Raw genomic sequence first — 16536 nt, 5'->3', positions numbered from 1 at the left:
GAGTTCGGTTATGCCTCTCGCCTTGCGCCAGCCCGACACCGCCATGCCACTTACGCTCGCTGATTGCTATCAGGGGCCGCTTGAGCACTTTACGCCGCCATTGATCGGTGGTGCGGTGCCGCATGGGGCTATCAAGGCATCTCGTTGGCGCAACGCTGCGCTGCTCGAAGAGGATATGGCGTGCTACGCCAGCCGCTACCCCGGCGGAGATAAGCGAGCCATTGCCTCGCTCTGGTCGAAGTGGCACTTTAGCACCGTTACGGTTCCCACGCTGACGGCTCATCTGCTGCTGAACCGCGACCTACCCGTCGGGCTGGACGATCTCTATGTGATGCAAAACGAGGAAGGCTGCGCTCAAGGGCTTTGGCTGCCCCATGAAGGCGAGCGCTTTACAACGCAGGACACCACCGAGCGCTTTACCACGCTCATCGAGCAGCACTGGGCACCGCTCATCGAGCGTCTCTCGGCCATTTCTGGAGCCGCACCACGGGTATTTTGGAGCAACGCAGGTGGCTACGTGGATTACTACGTTAACGCCCTAGCCGCGCATCCTTTGGTTAACCAAGAAGCCCTGGCCGCCACGCGCGCGCTGCTGGAATCGCGTACTCTCAACGGGCAGCGCAACCCGCTATTTGAGCCGGTGCGCACTTATCAGCCCAGCGGCAGTGAAGAGGTTAAGCGGGTGCGCAAGCTCTGCTGCCTGCGCTACCTGCTTGATGAGTTTGACGTGTGTGGTAATTGCCCACTGGAAGGGTGCGACCGCCAGGCGCGTCGCAAAGGATAAACCGCCCATTACGAGCTGATCTGCGCCACCGCATCTTCACTGGCCTGTGCCCGCTGCTCTCCCGTCAGCTCACTCAATTGCCCCTTGGACATCTCCAATAAGCGGTCCGCATGGACGAAGTAGCTGTCGTCGTGGCTAATGGCAAACACGGTTTTGCCCATCGCTTTCAAGTGAGGTAACAGTTCGCGGTAAAACAGCCGCCTGAACTGCGGGTCCTGGTCCGCCGCCCACTCATCCAGCAGCAAAATATCCCGCTCTTCGGCAATCGCCAGCAGCAGTGCCAAGCGCTTACGCTGCCCTTGCGAGAGCTGCGTATTCACCACCCGGTCATCTTGCCATTCAAGCTTATGCTGCATCTGCAGCCGCTCAAGCCAGGTCGCGACCAGTACCGGGTCGGCCGCGTTGCCGCCCGGCCCCATGGCTTGGTCGAACTGGTGAAAATCGGTAAAGACGCTAGCAAAACGCGCCCGAAACGCAGCCCACTCTGGCGGGCTAAGCTCTTTGCCATCCACACTAATTTGGCCACTTTGCGGGCGGTACAACCCTGAAAGCAGGCGCGCCAGCGTCGATTTACCGCTGCCGTTACCGCCAATCAGAAACACCTGCTCGCCACGGATTAGGGTGAGGTTCAACGGCCCCACCTGGAAACCTTCTCCCCCAGAGGACGGCGTGTAGCGATACACCACGTTGGTGAGCGTTAAGCGCTGCCAGCCATGGAAACGATCTTCCACCTCGAAGCCCGGCTGGTACTCGGCCAGCTCTAGGCTTGCTAGTTTATCGAACGCCACTTGGGCGCTGATTAACGTGGGCCATGCGCCCACGGCCTGAATCAAGGGCGTGCGTAAAAACAGCAGGGTTAGAGCAAAGGTGGCTGCCACCGCCGAGCTTGCCCAGCCCAGCACGTTGGCCATGAAGAACACCACGCCAATAGCGCCCAGCATCATGATATTGGACCAGTTATTGGCGCTGAGATGGTAGGTGTCTGCGCGAATAATATGGTGTCGATACGCTTTTGCGTTATCCGTGTAGGATTCATCAAAAAAGCGCCGCGCGCGGTCACGGTTAAGCGCCAACTCTTTGCGGCCCTCAATCGCCGATTGATAATCCTTATACAGCCGATCCTCGCTTTCGCGCACCTGATGAAAGTGGCGATACACCTTCGACACTAGCACCCAGCCAACGCCCATAGTGAAGGCCATCCACAGCACGGTAATCACCACCATCTGCGGCGAGAGCCACGCAAGGTACGCCACTGAGGCCAGCGTCAGCACTACGCCCTGCACCAGCTCAGGTAAGCGCACAAAACCGATGGTGATATTACGCACATCGCTTGAAAGACTTGCCAGCAGCGTGGCGTTACCAAGCTGCTCTAACCGTTCGATATCGGTATCCAGAATCCGCTTCACCAGCCGGGAGCGCAGGTCGAAGACGAAGTAGTGGCCCAGCAAGGTAAGCGCTAGCTGCGTACCCAGCGTGACTGCCAGCAGCAGCGCCAATAGCCCTAAAAACTGGGGCAATGCGGAGAGGGCGCTGCCCGCTTCGATCAGCCGCTGGTTGATGAACGCAATCACCCCCACCCCTAGCCCGGCACTCACCAGGCTCAGCGCTAGTGCGCCTAGAAACGGCCAGCGGTAGTGACGAAAAACCACCCGCAATAATTCCATGCTGCATCCCCTTTACACATAAGCGGCGAATTGTGACGCACTTCCCCGGCAAGTCAAACAAAGAGACTGATTTTCATTTACGCAACGTGATGTGCATGCCTTTACTCACCGTTGCGGGGTTGGTTAACTGCCCTAGCCAACAACAGAGAGAACGCCATGGTGGATTACAAATTACTGCATGCACTGGCCACCGTGGTGGAGTGCGGCGGCTTCGAGCGAGCAGGCGACGTGATGGGCCTTTCGCAATCAGCCATCTCTCAACGGGTAAAAGCGCTGGAAATTCGCTTGGGCCAGCCGGTGCTGGTGCGCCACCCCACTCTCGCGCCCACGCCTGCCGGCCAGCGATTATTGGCTCATTACCAGCAGGTGCAGCTCTTGGAGCGCGATTTACACGATGCTCTTCCCTCTCTAGAAAAAGCCGCGCCAAGGCTACGCATTGCCCTGAATGCCGATAGCGTGGTGACCTGGTGGGCCGACGCCGTGGCGGATATCTGCCAAACGGAAGAGGTGCTGCTGGATTTGGTCATTGAAGACCAGGACGTGGGGTTGAAGCGCCTGCGGGATGGCGATGTTGCCGCCTGCCTATGCGCCACACCCAACCCTATTGCCGGTGCCCGCTGCCTACACGTGGGGGATATGTCTTATCAACCGCTGGCATCGCCCAGCTATGCCGCACACTTTTTTCCGGCAGGCCCGAGCGCAGAGGCCTTTCAAAAAGCCCCCGCTATCGTCTTTGGCCCCCACGACCAGCTACAGCACCAGTTTTTGGCCCAGTGCGGCTACCAGGGGCACTTTCCCTACCATTTGTGCCCTTCTTCAGAGGGCTTCGTGCGTTTGGCCATGGCGGGCATTGGATACGGCATGATTCCGCAGCGCCAAGCTGCCGAACAGTTGCAAGCAGGCCAACTGGTGAGTATCGCGCCGGGGCACAGATTAACCGTACCGCTCTACTGGCACTTTTGGCGTCACAGCGGGCAGCTGATTCAGCGGCTCACGGAAAGGCTGAGCCATCTCACGCTTTAACATCATGTTTACTCAAGGCTCTAAAAAGAGGCCTACACTCAAGGAACCAGAGCAGCCCCATTACTCTCCAACGGCAGCTTATGGGTACGGAAAAAGCACGCCAAACCACCCGTTTTTATGGCTATGGTTCAGCGTGACTTAGAAGATGCGTAGGCAGCGATTTAATCAAACAGGCTCATGCGCTTCATCACGTTATCGCGCTTAATTCGCCAATGAAACAGCGCGCCAGCCACATGCAGCGTAATCAGCACCACCAGTGCCCAACCTACACGCTCGTGCCACATAAACAGCGTTTCCGAGAGCGCCTCATTCTTACCTAGTAGCCCTGGCAAATGCCAGTGGAAAAACTCCACCGGAAAACCGCCTGTGGCGGTGGCTGCCCAGCCGAGGAGCGGCATAACGACCAGCCCCACATAGAGCAAATGGTGCACGCTGGTGCTCACAATGCGCTCAAAGGCATTCAGGGGCGGATCGTGATCCGGTACTACAAAGGCAATTCGGGTAATAATGCGCAGCGTCATCAGCAGCAAAATCGTGACGCCCAGGGTCTTATGGCTAGTATAAAGTAGGTTGGTCAGCGTATTCCCGACGAGCGCTACAGTACGTTCATAGCCCAAAAACCCAAGGGTTAAGCCACTCGCTAGCGATAGCAGCACCGCCAGTGCTACCAGCCAGTGCAGCACCCGATGTGGGTAGATATAGTGATCTAACTCGTGCATTCAAAACTCCCTGCCCAGTAGCGTCGTCACCGTTAGCTTAGTTCAGCGGCGTCACGATAGAAAAATGATTGTTAGGTAATGACATACCTTATAACGCTTCGCTGGGAGCCGCTAGCTGTTCGCGAATCAATTCACCCAGCCGTCGAGCTGGCTCTGAAGGCCGGTGCGGCGCACGGTGCAACGCCAGCTCAATCATCGGCAAAGCAGGCAGCCCGCTACTCTCATCTAACGGTCGCAGCGTAGGTGTGAGCATACTCCGCGTCACAACCACCACTGCCAACCCTGCCGTCACAATCGGCGCAAGCCCCGCCATAGACTGGCTAGTGTAAGCCACTCGCCAATCCCGCCCGGCGGCCTGTAAGGCCTGCTCCGCCACCTCACGAAACACATCCGCCCCTGGGGAATATAGCGCTAGCGGAATAGGGTCGCTCAATGATGGCTGCTGGTGCACCCCTACCGCCCAGACCAGCGGCTCACGACGAATTACATCGCCCCCTGGGGAGTTGCGCTGGCGCGTTACCAGTGCAAGATCCAGTTCCGAGGCTTTCACTTGCTCGACCAAATGAGCACTGGTGCCGCACTTAACGGTTAATCCCACCGCCGGATAGAGCTGGTGAAAGTAGGCAAATACCGACGGTAGCAGCGAGGCATAATCCTCAGGAATGCCGAGGGTGAGATCGCCGGTAATCTGGCGGGCCTGCATATCGCTCCAGGCCTCATCGTTGAGTGCAAGCAGCCTTCGCGCGTGGGCAAGTAAGCGCTCACCTTCTGCGGTAAAGCGCAGCCGCCGCCCATCTCGCTCGTGCAGGCTGACCGCTAACTGCGCCTCTAACCGCTGTAGCTGCATACTTACCGTGGACTGCGTATAGGCCAGCCGTTTCGCCGCTGCGGTCACGCTTCCGGTATCCGCAATCGCCACTAGCGTTCGCAACAGCGTTAAGTCAAACGTGGGTACGCGCATATATCACCATTGTTGATGATATTGATCATAAAAGATCGTTATCTTGATGAGTGGGTGATGAGTATGCTGCGCGGCATAGGATCATTACAAGACTTGGTCCTCTTCAAAGTTTGGATCACTGAAGGCTCCAGGAGGCGCGTCATGCATCCCATTCACTCCCCAGTAGTCATATCCCCGAAATTCAGCGTCTGCGCCGCCTTGGTGGCGGTGACGCTGTGGAGCATTGCGCCGCTGCTGGCGGAGTTTGCCCGTGCCGCCGCTCCTTTGCAGCTAACCGCACTTACGCTGTTGGCAGGTGCGCTGACCACGCTGCCGCTGAGCCGCCGTGTGTCGGTAAAAACGTGCTCGCTCGGCTGGCAATTAAGCGTATGGCTGGGTACTCCGTTGCTGATTGTAGGGGCCGTTAGCAGCTACTTCATCGGTATGCGCTTTGCCCCCGCCGCCGAAGCGGCGTTGATTACCTACACGTGGCCGGTGCTATTTGTGCTATTGAGCCAATGGAGCCGCTGGGGTCGCCTGAGGTGGGCTAGTGTGGCTGGCGCGCTAATTGCCTTTTCAGGCGCAGCGCTTCTGCTGCTGCCCCAAGCGCTGAATGGTAGTTTTGGAGGCGCTGTATCCGGCTATGGTTTGGCACTGCTCGCCGCCTTCTGCTGGGCGCTTTATTCCTGGCTTGGGCAGGCAGCACCGGTTTCTTTAACACCGTTGCTGCCGCGTTTACTATTAGTGGCCTGTGCGATCACCTGCGCGGCAAGCCTACTATTGGAAAGCAGTGCCTCTCTACCCCGCGGTGAAGCGCTGCTAGCAGGTATCGCGTTGGGATTGGGCCCATATGGCATTGCTATGGTGGCCTGGGATAAAGCGCTGCGCTTTGGTCAAGCAAGCTTAGTGGGCAGCTTGGCCTATGGTGTGCCTATCCTGGCGGCCTTACTGCTCGTACTTGCCGGGGTAAGCGTCTTTGACTGGCGCCTACCCACAGCCGCCCTGCTGGTGGCTGTGGGTTGTTTAAAGGCGAGCCGTTGAGGTCGGCATCATCATTTCGCTAAATAGCACACTGGCCAGTAGCTCAGGTAGCCAAGAGGGGGAAAACTCTTCTGAATCGGTGCACTGCATCTCGGCCAGCGGCCACCACTGATAAAGAGGCTCAGCGCCGCTGGCTGCCGTTAGCAAAAGCTCCCCCTGAGTGCTCTTTTGATCACTGTCTTGAACGCTAGGGCAACGTACTAGGAAAAAGCGCTCTTCTACTGAGTAGTCTGACTGTTCAGTGAGGTCACGTTGCCTCAGTAACGGCCCAAGGGGACAGCTTAGCTCGGCTTCTTCGTGTAACAAGCGCATTGCCGCTGCGGGATAATCTTCATCGCTTAACAACTCGCCCCCTAAGGGTAACCACTGGGCGGAGTGAGTAGGCGAGTCGTAACGTTTCAACAGCAGGCGGCCTTCAGGGTCAACCGCCAGCAGGCGTACTAGCCGACGTACTGTATTGTTAGGTGTCATAAGCGATCCATGCCTATTAGTGATAGATAAAACCAGCTCACCCATGATGGCGTTTCGGTGAGCTGGTTTAAACATAGCTGGTTTAGGGCACTTACGCGCGGCGCTCCCTATCTACTCATCACCTCCCCGACCCAAGTAGCGCGGTTTGGCGACGCCCTCTAACGCTTCAAGTGGAATGGTGAGCGTGGGCTGACCAACGGCATAAGGGGCTATCTCATAAACGTTGTAGGTAACTTCCCAACTATTTTCCAGCGGGGCAATATTGTGGCTCTGGCTAAGCGGCCAGTTGGCAGTAAACTGATCATCGAAGCCCATCTCACCTATCCAGCGCTGATGTGCCTGTACCAGCAGTGCATCGAATGCCGCCTCCTGGCCGTCTAGCAGCATCTCATCCGCTTCAACTACGCGCCGCTCCCGCTCGTCAATGACCATGTATTCCGTCAGAGGTAGCCCATGGGCTTGGCCTGCGTGGTAGACATAGCTATTCAGCTCGACCACTAAGAGGTCGTGGTGACGCGCGTGAATCGTCGCTTCCAACAGCGCTTCACTGGTCATGTTGCCTGGCGCTGTACGGTTATCCTCTTCAGCGAGCGCGAAAAAACGCTCTGCATAACCTTCCCAGCTTTCAGCAGGCTGGGCGGCCTCTTCACTGATCGACATTCCCAGCGTCAGCAAGCGGGTTTGTAGCGCTTCGCTTAACGCCGGTGATTGAGGAAACTCTAGTGCAGAGATCGTCACTGTTGTGCACTGCTCACCTTGGCAGTCAGGTGCAATATACTGCTTTTCAACGGCCAGGGATGCCAGTGTGAGCGGCTTGGTGGGTGATGTATCAGCGGCTAAGCAGCCGCCCAACAGTAATATCCCTACGAGTGATAGACCCACTCCTAACGTTCTGAAAAAGCGCGGCATAATAACCTCCTTGTGGATCACTCACCCTTATTAGGCTAGTTGATCATAGTAAAACGGCAACGCCCCTGCGGTTACACGCAAGGGCGCTGGTATGAAGCGTGAAAGAATGAGCTTTACGTTTAGGTATCTGGCTGCATTTCGGTGGGTTCAGCACTCACTTGCAATTCAAACATGCCGCTGCCACTTGCACTAAAGCCCCGCGCGCTAACGGTATAGGTGCCGGGTAGCAGCGCCTGTTCTAAACGGGCATTAGTACCACCGCCGCTGTCGTCGTCAGTATAGGACACTCCTTCACCGTACAGTTCAAGGTAAGTATCAAAGTCACTAGAACTCATGCTCAGCGTGACGAGAGAGCTTTCTTCTAACGTGAGCTGATAGGTGAGCGCTTCACCACTGTACCAGCCATTGAGCGTTTCATCGGGAGTGAGCGCGCCTTCGTTGCGTAGTTCGACATCGTTCGGCAGGTCACGTGGTTCAATAGCCAGAGTGAACAGCCCGCTGTCGGTGCCGTAGGCGGTTCTAGCCGTTAGCTGGTAAGTGCCCGGCGCGAGAAAATCAGCGATCCGCGCATCCAAATTACCGGCGCTATCGTCATCTTCACGGTAGTAGCCGTTGGGGCCTTCGAGTACCAAATAGGCATCTACATCGCTGGAGCTCATGTCGATCTGATACATGCCCGCTTGGTCAATCTCTAGGTCATACGTCACGTCTTGGCCGCTGTACCAGCCGCTCAACGTCTCGTTAGGTGTTACGGTGCCATCGTTGCGCAGCTCGCCATCTCCCGGCAGCTCTCGCGGCTCGGCCATCAAGGTGAACAGACCGCTGCCGTCGCCATAGGCGGTGCGTGCGGTTAACGTGTATTCACCTGGGGCGAGGAAGTCGGAAATACGTGCGTTTAAATTACCCGCGCTGTCATCATCTTCGCGGTAGTAATTATTGGGGCCTTCCAGCTCTAGATAAGCATCAAAATCATCCGCCCGCATTTCGATCTGATACATGCCCGCTTCTTCGATAGTCAACGTGACCTCGCGGGCAGTGCTGTTTAGCCAGCTATCAATCGGCGTGCCCACGGTCATGGTGTCCGCATCGCTCAGTTCGATGGTGCGACTGTTGACGTTAAACGGACCATAGCTATGGGCATCAACACCGCTGATCACCACAATGTAATCGCCCCCCTCTTCAATACGGTGGCGTACCGTTTCAGCGTTGGCCAATAGCTGGAGCTGGTCGTCATACAGCGCGACCGTACCTTTCAGTGCACCGCTTAAAGCGATTTCCACCAATGTCTCTTCTTCAAGTGAAATAGCGTAGCGAGTGAAGCGACTGCCATCCTTACCGTTAAGCTCGCTGGCAGAAGTGATTTCACCCCGCGCACGCTCGCCCAAGGTCAGATAATCCAGGCCTTGTAGCGCAGCAGGCGTAGTGTCCTGCTCAGCGGCAGTTTCTGCTACAGGCTCTTCCATAGCGGCCGCTTGGTTGGGTAACGCTTGCGCGGCAAAGTAGCCAACGGCAACGCCGCCCACCGCCACAATCAAAAGAGTAAGAGAGGAAGACTTAGCCATGGGTGCATCCTTGTTCATTGGCGAGATAGTGGTCAGCAGTAGAGCGCAGTGATGTCGTACATGAATTATATGGCGCTAAACGAGTTAAAGTGAGCGTTTAATGAAAAATATTGCACCGCACAAATATCATCATTAACTGGCTTCATGGGAACGGCATAACTCACTGAAACGCAAGGGCATACCGGCATGTGATAAAAAGTGAAATTATGCGGCCAATTGCGCCGATCTTCTTAAAGCTTGCCGACTCCCATATCGCAAGCTACTATCCTTACGCCTATCTGGCACCTCATCGATGAATGTGGAATCCGCTTTACGAACCACTGAGGTACTCCTATGGGAGCCCATAAACGTATTATCCGAACGAGCTGTTTGGCGATATTACTCCTGCTTTTCACCGCAAATCAGGCAGTTGCCAGCCAAACAGAGTCAAATACCGAGTTACAAGCAGGCGTCGCTTCGTTTTACAGCGATCGCTTTCAAGGGGCCACCACCGCTAGTGGCGAGCCCTTCGACCAGCAGGCACTGACCGCAGCGCATCCTAGCCTGCCCTTCGGCACCAAAGTGCTGGTCACCCGCCCGGATACCGGGCAAGAAGTGGAAGTACTGATCAATGATCGCGGTCCGTTCGTCAAAGGACGCATCATCGACCTTTCCAAGCGGGCAGCGCGGGCACTCGGTATGATTCGCCGAGGGACGGCCCCCGTGATGATCACTCTGGTAGATTAACGGATAACACACCCGCAAGCGTGTGATACCCCTTAAACGATCAGCGTTGCCCCAGGGCAACCCCTGCTGAGCAAAGCGGCCCGTTCGGGCCGTTTTTTTTGGTGTGAACGTCTGGCGAACTTGCAAGCGTGCTAATGGTCTCTACCCTGCAAGGAACGTTACGTTTACTTCAATGCAGGAGGCAGCCATGCAATCTCATTTTTATACCCTCACCGACTACCCGACCGGCTTACCCAAGCGCGAGCTATTCTCCCTGGAGAGCCAAGCGTTACCCGAGTTAGAAGAGGGCGAAGTGCGTATTCGCAACCACTGGCTCTCGGTCGACCCTTACATGCGTGGTCGTATGAGCGGCGTGCACACCTACGTCGCCCCCTTCGAGCTTGGCAAGCCCATGGAGGGCGGTGCGATTGGTGAAGTCATCGCCTCGAACCACTCCAGCTTGAAAGTAGGCGATAAGGTGAGCCATATGGGCGGCTGGCGCGATGTCGCACAGTTGCCGGGGGACAGCGTAACGGCCCTTCCCGACACGAACGTGCCCGACCAAGCCTACCTAGGAGTGCTCGGCATGCCCGGCATGACCGCCTGGACAGGCCTTAACCTGATCGCCGAGTGCAAACCGGGCGATAATGTCCTCGTCAGTGCTGCCAGCGGCGCAGTGGGCTCCTTAGCCGTACAGCTAGCAAAAGCGAAAGGCTGCCACGTGGTGGGCATCGCGGGCGCTGCCCATAAGCTTGCTTGGTTGGAATCCCTCGGCGTCGAGCCGGTCAGCTACCGTGACCGCAGCGCGCAAGAATTGAGCGATGCCATCAAGCTCGCCAGCCCCAACGGCATCGACGTCTATTTTGAGAACGTAGGTGGTATCTGCCTCGAAGCGGCGCTCAGCCAGCTCAACGAGGGAGCGCGCATTGCCGTCTGCGGCATGATCGACAGCTACAACGCCGAAGCGCCCACGCCGGGGCCAAATAACCTCTCGCAGCTCGTGGTTCGTAAGGCCAAAATGCAAGGGTTCATCGTGGCCGATCACTGGTCCAGCTACCGCTACTTTTTGAACGAGGTCGCGCCGCAGGTCGCCGATGGCAAGCTGGACTACAAAGAGACCGTTAAAGAGGGACTCGACAATACGCCCGATGCCTTCCTGGCGCTCTTTGAGGGGGGCAACACCGGTAAAATGCTGGTTAAGCTGAACTGATACGCCCTCCCCCCAGGCAGGTTACGCTAGGTTAAATCTACCTATCATCGCTTCCCCTCCCTTCTAGCCGCGCTATGTTGAGTAGCGCGGCTTTTGGCATTGGTATCGATTAGCCAGCAAAGTATTAGACCAAAAGCGAATTGATTATTAAAATCACAGCTAATCAATGTGTGTTTTAACCCATCGGCCCTGCCGATGGGTTAGGGCACGTTGTGGAGCCGCCGCAGACCTTGTCGGTTAAGCGGCATCAACTCGTTGTTAAGAGGGGTTTACCTCATGGATGAACACACGCGTGCTCGCGGCAAATGGCCAGCCTTGGTGCTGGGTTTGCTGCTGGCGTTAGCTGGCATTGCACTTGCCGTAGGTGGCGGCCAACTGCTCATGCTAGGCGGTAGCGCCTACTACTTGATCGCTGGGGCGGGCTTAGTAGTGGCCGGGCTGCTGCTGGCCTTGCGCAAAGGGGCGGCACTTTGGCTGTACGCCCTCATTTTGTTCGCCACCCTGGTGTGGGCACTTTGGGAAGTCGGGCTGGATTGGTGGCAACTGGTACCTAGGGTCGCCATTCCCTGTCTCATCGGCATCATCATGCTGCTGCCGTGGTGGCGCAAACCGCTCAACTCGCGGGGTGGCAGCTTGGCGCTCATGGCCAGTATTGGCGCGGCGATCATCGTTGCTATTGCCAGCCAGTTTAGCTACCCAGGCACGGTGGAAGGCACCATCGAGTCCGCCAATAGCACCGAGGCCGTCAACCCAGCCCAGGTCGCGGGCGACGACTGGCCTGCCTACGGCGGTACCAATGCCGGCACCCACTACTCGTCACTCGACCAAATCACGCCCGAGAACGTTGGTGAATTGGAAGAAGTGTGGCGCATCCAAACCGGCGATGAACCCGGCCCCAACGCCCCGCCGGAAATTACCAACCAGAACACGCCGCTGAAAGTCAACGACAGCCTGTATATCTGCACATCGCATAGCCGTGCCATGGCGCTGTCACCGGAAACCGGCGAAACCCTTTGGGAGTTTGATCCCAATATCAGCACCATGGGCGCAGACGACTTCTCCGGCTGGGCACACATGACCTGCCGCGGTCTCGCCTACTATGATGCTGCTAACTACGATGCCGCTAACTACGCTTCTTCTAACGACGAAGCCTCGAACGACGACGCTGACAACACCGACAGCAGCGCTAACGATGGCACGACGCCTGCGGAAGACGGCGCGGCCGCCGCTCGCGTGCTGTTTGATGACGGCAGCCAGTTCGACCTGGACCTGGCCTTCCTGCTCTTCATCAGCGGCCTAGGCGACAGCCCAGCGTCCGATGACGGCGGTGAAGCGGCCATGCTCAGCGCCACGGACGTAATGTGCCCGCGCAGGCTCTACTTACCCACTGCCGATGCCCGCCTGATTGCGCTGAATGCCGATACCGGCGAGCGCTGCGAAAGCTTTGGCAACAACGGCGAAGTGGATCTCACCAATAACATTGGCGAGTTCTCCCCTGGCGGCTACTACTCCACCTCTCCGGCCACGGTGACGGAAGACTTGGTCATTTTGGGCGGCCACGTCACCGACAACAGCTCCATCGACGAGCCGTCCGGCGTGATTCGTGCCTTCGACGTGCATACCGGCGAGCTGGTGTGGAACTGGGACAGCGGCAACCCAGACGACACCGCCCCACTCGAAGAGGGAGAAACCTATACCCGCGGCTCTCCCAACGTGTGGGCACCGATCAGCGTCGATGAAGAATTGGGGCTCGTGTATCTGCCCATGGGCAATGCTACCCCGGACCAGTACGGCGCTGACCGCTCTGAAAACGATGAAACCTACAGCGCAGGGCTCGTAGCGCTGAATTTGGACGACGGCCAAGTGGCCTGGGTCTACCAGTTCGTTCACCACGACCTGTGGGATATGGACACCCCGGCTCAGCCGGTTCTGATCGACCTAGCAACTGAAAACGGCACCCAGCCCGCCGTCATTCAGCCCACCAAGCAGGGCAGCCTCTACGTGCTCAACCGGGAAACCGGCAAGCCCATCGTGCCGATCGAAGAAGTGCCCGCACCGCAAGGGGCTATCGAAGGCGACTGGACCGCAGAAACGCAGCCACGCTCGGCACTGAACCTGCTGCCGCCGCCGCTCACCGAGCGGGATATGTGGGGCGCGTCACCGTTCGATCAGATGATGTGTCGTATCCAGTTCCGCTCGCTGCGCTACGAAGGCCAGTACACGCCGCCCTCCTTGGAAGGCAGCATCGTCTACCCGGGTAATGTGGGGGTAATGAACTGGGGTGGCGTTGCGGTGGATCCTGAGCGCCAGGCACTGTTTACCGGAGCGAAGTATCTTGCGTTTGTTTCTACGCTAGTGCCTCGTGACCAAGTGCAAGAGGGCCAAGGCTCCGCCAGCGAGCAGGGCCTACAGCCCAACGAAGGCGCGCCCTATGCGGTAGAGCTAGGCCCGCTGCTTTCCGTACTGGGCTTACCCTGCCAAGCGCCCTCCTGGGGCGATGTGGCAGGTATTGACCTGCAGGATGCAGAAGTGGTGTGGAAACATCGCAACGGTACCACCCGCGACAGCATGCCCTTTGGCCTGCCGATTGGGTTGAACGTGGGCGTTCCTGCGCTGGGCGGCCCGCTGACCACCTCTGGCGGCGTCTCTTTCTTGAGCGGCACGCTGGACCAGTACCTGCGCGGCTACGACATCACCACGGGTGAAGAGCTGTACAAAGCGCGCTTACCCGCCGGTGGTCAGGCCACGCCGATGACCTATACCGGCGCCGATGGCCGCCAGTACGTGGTGGTGACGGCCGGTGGTCACGGTACCTTTGGCACCAAGATGGGTGACTACGTGATTGGCTACGCATTACCCGAGTAACCGCTAGCTCCACGGAGTCAGCTAGATAGAAAACGGGCGGCCATTGGCCGCCCGTTTTCATTAAGGTCATTCACGCACTTAAGGTGAGACGATCTGAGTAGCCCGTAGCGGGGGTCTTTCGCCATGGATGGCGAAAGTAGCGTCCAAGGAGGGATTCACAGCGCCCCCGCCTAGGGTTACTCAGATCGTAGGCACACCAAGCGATAACATCGATTTTTTCTGATTAAAAACTCAACTCTACGCCACCATAAACGCTGCGCCCTGGAGCGGGTTCATAAAAGCGCCCAAAGGTGCCGTTCAAGCGCACATTGGAGTAGTGCTCTTCATCCAGCAGATTTCGCAGGCCCACATAAGCGCTTAGCCGAGTCTGTTGGCTCAGCTGCCAGCCGTCGCCTACCCGCAGGTTCACCAGCCAGTAGCTATCCACCGATGTCTCGTTGGCGTTATCGGCCACCAAGTCACCGACGTATTCGGTCTCTAGCGTGGCGAAGCGCTCGTCGAGGTTCTCCCACGTTAGCTGGTTCACCCAGGTTTGTTCCGGCAGGCCGGGAATGCGGTTGCCATCGAAGCGTTCAGAAGGAGTGGCAAACTCGTCGAACTCGTAGCGCGCCAGGGTCAGCGCACTGTCCAAGCGCCACTGGTCGGCCAACTGCCACCCCAGCGCCAACTCGACACCATCACGGTTGGTATCCCCGGCGTTCTGGTAGAACGTGCGGCCGCCTTCGTCGTAGGGCACCAGCTCATCGCGCACACGGACGGAGAAGAGCGCTACATCGTAATCCAGTGCCAGCGGCTCGATATAACCGCGCAGCCCCACTTCACGGTTCCAGGCTTTTTGCGGCTCTACGCTGGGGTTGAAACCACCGCCAGCGGGGTTGGCAAACTCAGAGAACGTCGGCGTCTCAAAGGCGGTACCGGTATTGATATACGCTTGATGCTGCGGGCGGTAGCGGTAACTCAGCCCGGCAGAACCGCTCCACTCGTTAAAGGTGCGTTGGCCGCTCTGGTCACCGTCGGCGGCAAAATCGTCGTCGACATCAAGGTCTACCCGGTCAAACCGCGCGCCCAACGACAGTGTCAGAGGCTCCGACAGCACTAAATACCCCTGGGCAAACACGCCAGTGGAGGTCGCGGTTTGGGTTTCATCGGCGAGGGGCTCGCCCACCTCCCCTTGGGGATTCACATCGTTGCGGAAGCGGTCATCTTTCTGGCGTGCGGCATCCACCCCAACGATGTAATTCAGCGGCAGGCTGCCTAGCGTTACCTCGTGGTGATACTCGGCGCTGGCTCCCATGTAATCGCGCTGATAGCCCAGGCGGCTGCTGCCCACGAACGGTAGCTGTTGCTCAAAATCCCGCTGAGCGATAAAGCCTTTCAGGTACAGCTCGCCCCCTCCTGCGGACAAATCCTCGTATTGAAGGCCAATCAACTGCTGGTCGACGGTTTGACCGGCATCCAGCGCCAGCGAGTTCGGTGCGGCTTGGTCGCGCCCTTCGGCAACCTCGCGGGCGTTGAGCGCGCCGGGGTCTTCCGAGCGGGGATTATCCAGCAAGTTGATGATGGCAGTGAGTGCCCGATCGCTGCCCAGCTCACGGCGCAGCTTGGCATTGAGCAGATACTTCTCGGTGGAACTCTGCTCCCGGTAGCCATCTACGTTCAGCGCAGTGAGGCTGATATGGTGCGACCAATCCCCCTGCACGCCGCCATTTTGCAGCGCCATTTTCTGGTAGCCATCGCTACCGGCGCCCATGCGCAGCCGAGTGCCGGGGTTGTCGCGTCCATCGGCGGTGGTGATGTCGATCACGCCACCCGCAGCGTTGCCGTAGAGCACCGCGGACGGCCCACGAATGACCTCAATACGCTCAGCGCTATCCAAATCAATCGCATCTAGCTGGGCCTGCCCATCCGGCAGCGTGTAAGGAATACCGTCCACCATCACCGTAATGCCACGCACCCCAAACGGTGCGCGGGCACCAAAGCCGCGAATCGAAATACGCTGCCCCTGGGCAAAATTATCGCGGTTCTGCAGGAAAACGCCCGGCACCCGGTTGAGCGACTCATCCAAACGCACCCGCTGCTGGCCTTGGGCAATGGCGTCTTGATCTATCGTCGAGACCGCAGCAGGCGTGGCGTAAAGCTCACGCGCCAAGCGCGGTGCGCTGACTTCTACAGTGGGCAGTACGGCTTCTGTATCGGTTTGTGCCCATACGGGGGCGGCAAAAGCGGTGCTGAGTAACAATAATGAAGGAGGGAGATAGCGAGTCATGGCATCCTTTCCAATGAAAAATCCCAATGAATCATCAGTGAGCGCTCAACGTTATGACGTTCATCGGGGAACGGCTACGAAAAATGGTAGTCGTATGATGGAGTGACTAATTAGCCAAGTGTAGGGATTAGTTCTACACTGGCGGCTGGGCAACATTATACTAACGGTGTAAGCAAAGGAGGCTACATGGCGTTTACCGCGACTGACCCGATCAAGATGATTTTTGCGGTTATCTTTCCCCCGCTAGGGGTGTTTTTTGAGGTCGGTTTCAAAGGACACTTTTGGCTCAATATCCTGCTGACGCTCTTTGGCTTCATTCCAGGCATCATTCACGCCTTCTACGTCATATTGAAGCACTAGCCTCTCTCATTGCGTCA

General features: G+C 57.7%; 14 protein-coding genes. 7 read left to right on the top strand and 7 right to left on the bottom strand.

All coding sequences use genetic code 11. The features are described 5' to 3' along the window. Positions 1-10 precede the first annotated feature (10 nt). On the top strand, positions 11-784 hold the full coding sequence (gene fhuF / locus ACIGG6_RS05770) for a siderophore-iron reductase FhuF (protein WP_399843064.1): 774 nt from the start codon (positions 11-13) through the stop codon (positions 782-784). Between the two features lie 8 nt (positions 785-792). On the opposite strand, the gene ACIGG6_RS05765 is transcribed toward fhuF, so the two are convergent. Continuing rightward, complete coding sequence (locus ACIGG6_RS05765) at positions 793-2448, bottom strand: multidrug ABC transporter permease/ATP-binding protein (RefSeq protein ID WP_399843061.1); 1656 nt, start codon at positions 2446-2448, stop codon at positions 793-795. Between the two features lie 156 nt (positions 2449-2604). Here ACIGG6_RS05765 and ACIGG6_RS05760 point away from each other — a divergent pair, with 156 nt between their 5' ends. Beyond that, positions 2605-3471 carry a LysR family transcriptional regulator ArgP gene (locus ACIGG6_RS05760; protein WP_399843059.1) on the top strand — a complete coding sequence of 289 codons (867 nt, stop codon included), beginning with the start codon at positions 2605-2607 and terminating at the stop codon, positions 3469-3471. A gap of 161 nt (positions 3472-3632) precedes the next feature. Here ACIGG6_RS05760 and ACIGG6_RS05755 read toward each other — a convergent pair whose 3' ends face one another. Both ACIGG6_RS05755 and ACIGG6_RS05750 read right to left on the bottom strand, forming a co-directional pair. Beyond that, positions 3633-4190, bottom strand: coding sequence for a cytochrome b (locus ACIGG6_RS05755; RefSeq protein WP_044628957.1), 558 nt, complete (start codon positions 4188-4190; stop codon positions 3633-3635). Between the two features lie 88 nt (positions 4191-4278). Further along, positions 4279-5151 carry a LysR substrate-binding domain-containing protein gene (locus tag ACIGG6_RS05750; RefSeq protein ID WP_399843056.1) on the bottom strand — a complete coding sequence of 291 codons (873 nt, stop codon included), beginning with the start codon at positions 5149-5151 and terminating at the stop codon, positions 4279-4281. A gap of 141 nt (positions 5152-5292) precedes the next feature. Here ACIGG6_RS05750 and ACIGG6_RS05745 point away from each other — a divergent pair, with 141 nt between their 5' ends. Further along, positions 5293-6171, top strand: coding sequence for a DMT family transporter (locus ACIGG6_RS05745; protein ID WP_399843053.1), 879 nt, complete (start codon positions 5293-5295; stop codon positions 6169-6171). On the opposite strand, the gene ACIGG6_RS05740 is transcribed toward ACIGG6_RS05745, so the two are convergent. The 3 genes from ACIGG6_RS05740 to ACIGG6_RS05730 all read right to left on the bottom strand — a co-directional run bounded on the left by ACIGG6_RS05740 (position 6154) and on the right by ACIGG6_RS05730 (position 9113). Continuing rightward, complete coding sequence (locus ACIGG6_RS05740; protein ID WP_399843050.1) at positions 6154-6642, bottom strand: NUDIX domain-containing protein; 489 nt, start codon at positions 6640-6642, stop codon at positions 6154-6156. The two genes, ACIGG6_RS05745 and ACIGG6_RS05740, sit on opposite strands and share 18 nt — an antisense overlap. A gap of 111 nt (positions 6643-6753) precedes the next feature. Beyond that, positions 6754-7551 (bottom strand): RsiV family protein, encoded by a 798-nt coding sequence (locus ACIGG6_RS05735; protein ID WP_399843048.1) that lies wholly within the window; start codon positions 7549-7551, stop codon positions 6754-6756. A gap of 119 nt (positions 7552-7670) precedes the next feature. Then, complete coding sequence (locus ACIGG6_RS05730) at positions 7671-9113, bottom strand: hypothetical protein (protein WP_399843046.1); 1443 nt, start codon at positions 9111-9113, stop codon at positions 7671-7673. A 333-nt stretch (positions 9114-9446) separates the two neighbouring features. Between ACIGG6_RS05730 and ACIGG6_RS05725 the strand changes: the two genes are divergently transcribed. The 3 genes from ACIGG6_RS05725 to ACIGG6_RS05715 all read left to right on the top strand — a co-directional run bounded on the left by ACIGG6_RS05725 (position 9447) and on the right by ACIGG6_RS05715 (position 13893). Continuing rightward, positions 9447-9839, top strand: a complete 393-nt coding sequence (locus ACIGG6_RS05725; protein ID WP_399843044.1) for a septal ring lytic transglycosylase RlpA family protein — start codon at positions 9447-9449, stop codon at positions 9837-9839. Positions 9840-10026: 187 nt separating this feature from the next. Then, positions 10027-11028, top strand: a complete 1002-nt coding sequence (locus ACIGG6_RS05720; protein WP_399843041.1) for an NADP-dependent oxidoreductase — start codon at positions 10027-10029, stop codon at positions 11026-11028. 276 nt (positions 11029-11304) lie between these two features. Beyond that, positions 11305-13893, top strand: coding sequence for a membrane-bound PQQ-dependent dehydrogenase, glucose/quinate/shikimate family (locus tag ACIGG6_RS05715; RefSeq protein WP_399843039.1), 2589 nt, complete (start codon positions 11305-11307; stop codon positions 13891-13893). Between the two features lie 223 nt (positions 13894-14116). On the opposite strand, the gene ACIGG6_RS05710 is transcribed toward ACIGG6_RS05715, so the two are convergent. Beyond that, positions 14117-16159: a TonB-dependent receptor family protein gene (locus ACIGG6_RS05710; RefSeq protein WP_399843036.1), complete on the bottom strand. Its 2043-nt coding sequence runs from the start codon at positions 16157-16159 to the stop codon at positions 14117-14119. 186 nt (positions 16160-16345) lie between these two features. Between ACIGG6_RS05710 and ACIGG6_RS05705 the strand changes: the two genes are divergently transcribed. Further along, complete coding sequence (locus ACIGG6_RS05705) at positions 16346-16519, top strand: YqaE/Pmp3 family membrane protein (protein ID WP_044629799.1); 174 nt, start codon at positions 16346-16348, stop codon at positions 16517-16519. Positions 16520-16536: the final 17 nt, after the last annotated feature.

The organism is Vreelandella lionensis, assembly GCF_044543515.1.
In the GTDB taxonomy this organism is placed as follows: domain Bacteria; phylum Pseudomonadota; class Gammaproteobacteria; order Pseudomonadales; family Halomonadaceae; genus Vreelandella; species Vreelandella lionensis.
The sequence above is the reverse complement of the archived record's forward strand: the minus strand, read 5'-3'. Positions and strand labels throughout refer to the sequence as shown.

What these genes read in the sequence shown, in the direction of transcription:
- ACIGG6_RS05755 (WP_044628957.1), bottom strand. Translation starts at nt 4,190, where the DNA reads ATGCACGAGTTAGATCACTATATCTACCCACATCGGGTGCTGCACTGG.
- ACIGG6_RS05720 (WP_399843041.1), top strand. Translation starts at nt 10,027, where the DNA reads ATGCAATCTCATTTTTATACCCTCACCGACTACCCGACCGGCTTACCC.
- ACIGG6_RS05730 (WP_399843046.1), bottom strand. Translation starts at nt 9,113, where the DNA reads ATGGCTAAGTCTTCCTCTCTTACTCTTTTGATTGTGGCGGTGGGCGGC.
- fhuF (WP_399843064.1), top strand. Translation starts at nt 11, where the DNA reads ATGCCTCTCGCCTTGCGCCAGCCCGACACCGCCATGCCACTTACGCTC.
- ACIGG6_RS05705 (WP_044629799.1), top strand. Translation starts at nt 16,346, where the DNA reads ATGGCGTTTACCGCGACTGACCCGATCAAGATGATTTTTGCGGTTATC.
- ACIGG6_RS05735 (WP_399843048.1), bottom strand. Translation starts at nt 7,551, where the DNA reads ATGCCGCGCTTTTTCAGAACGTTAGGAGTGGGTCTATCACTCGTAGGG.
- ACIGG6_RS05715 (WP_399843039.1), top strand. Translation starts at nt 11,305, where the DNA reads ATGGATGAACACACGCGTGCTCGCGGCAAATGGCCAGCCTTGGTGCTG.
- ACIGG6_RS05760 (WP_399843059.1), top strand. Translation starts at nt 2,605, where the DNA reads ATGGTGGATTACAAATTACTGCATGCACTGGCCACCGTGGTGGAGTGC.
- ACIGG6_RS05750 (WP_399843056.1), bottom strand. Translation starts at nt 5,151, where the DNA reads ATGCGCGTACCCACGTTTGACTTAACGCTGTTGCGAACGCTAGTGGCG.
- ACIGG6_RS05745 (WP_399843053.1), top strand. Translation starts at nt 5,293, where the DNA reads ATGCATCCCATTCACTCCCCAGTAGTCATATCCCCGAAATTCAGCGTC.
- ACIGG6_RS05710 (WP_399843036.1), bottom strand. Translation starts at nt 16,159, where the DNA reads ATGACTCGCTATCTCCCTCCTTCATTATTGTTACTCAGCACCGCTTTT.
- ACIGG6_RS05765 (WP_399843061.1), bottom strand. Translation starts at nt 2,448, where the DNA reads ATGGAATTATTGCGGGTGGTTTTTCGTCACTACCGCTGGCCGTTTCTA.
- ACIGG6_RS05725 (WP_399843044.1), top strand. Translation starts at nt 9,447, where the DNA reads ATGGGAGCCCATAAACGTATTATCCGAACGAGCTGTTTGGCGATATTA.
- ACIGG6_RS05740 (WP_399843050.1), bottom strand. Translation starts at nt 6,642, where the DNA reads ATGACACCTAACAATACAGTACGTCGGCTAGTACGCCTGCTGGCGGTT.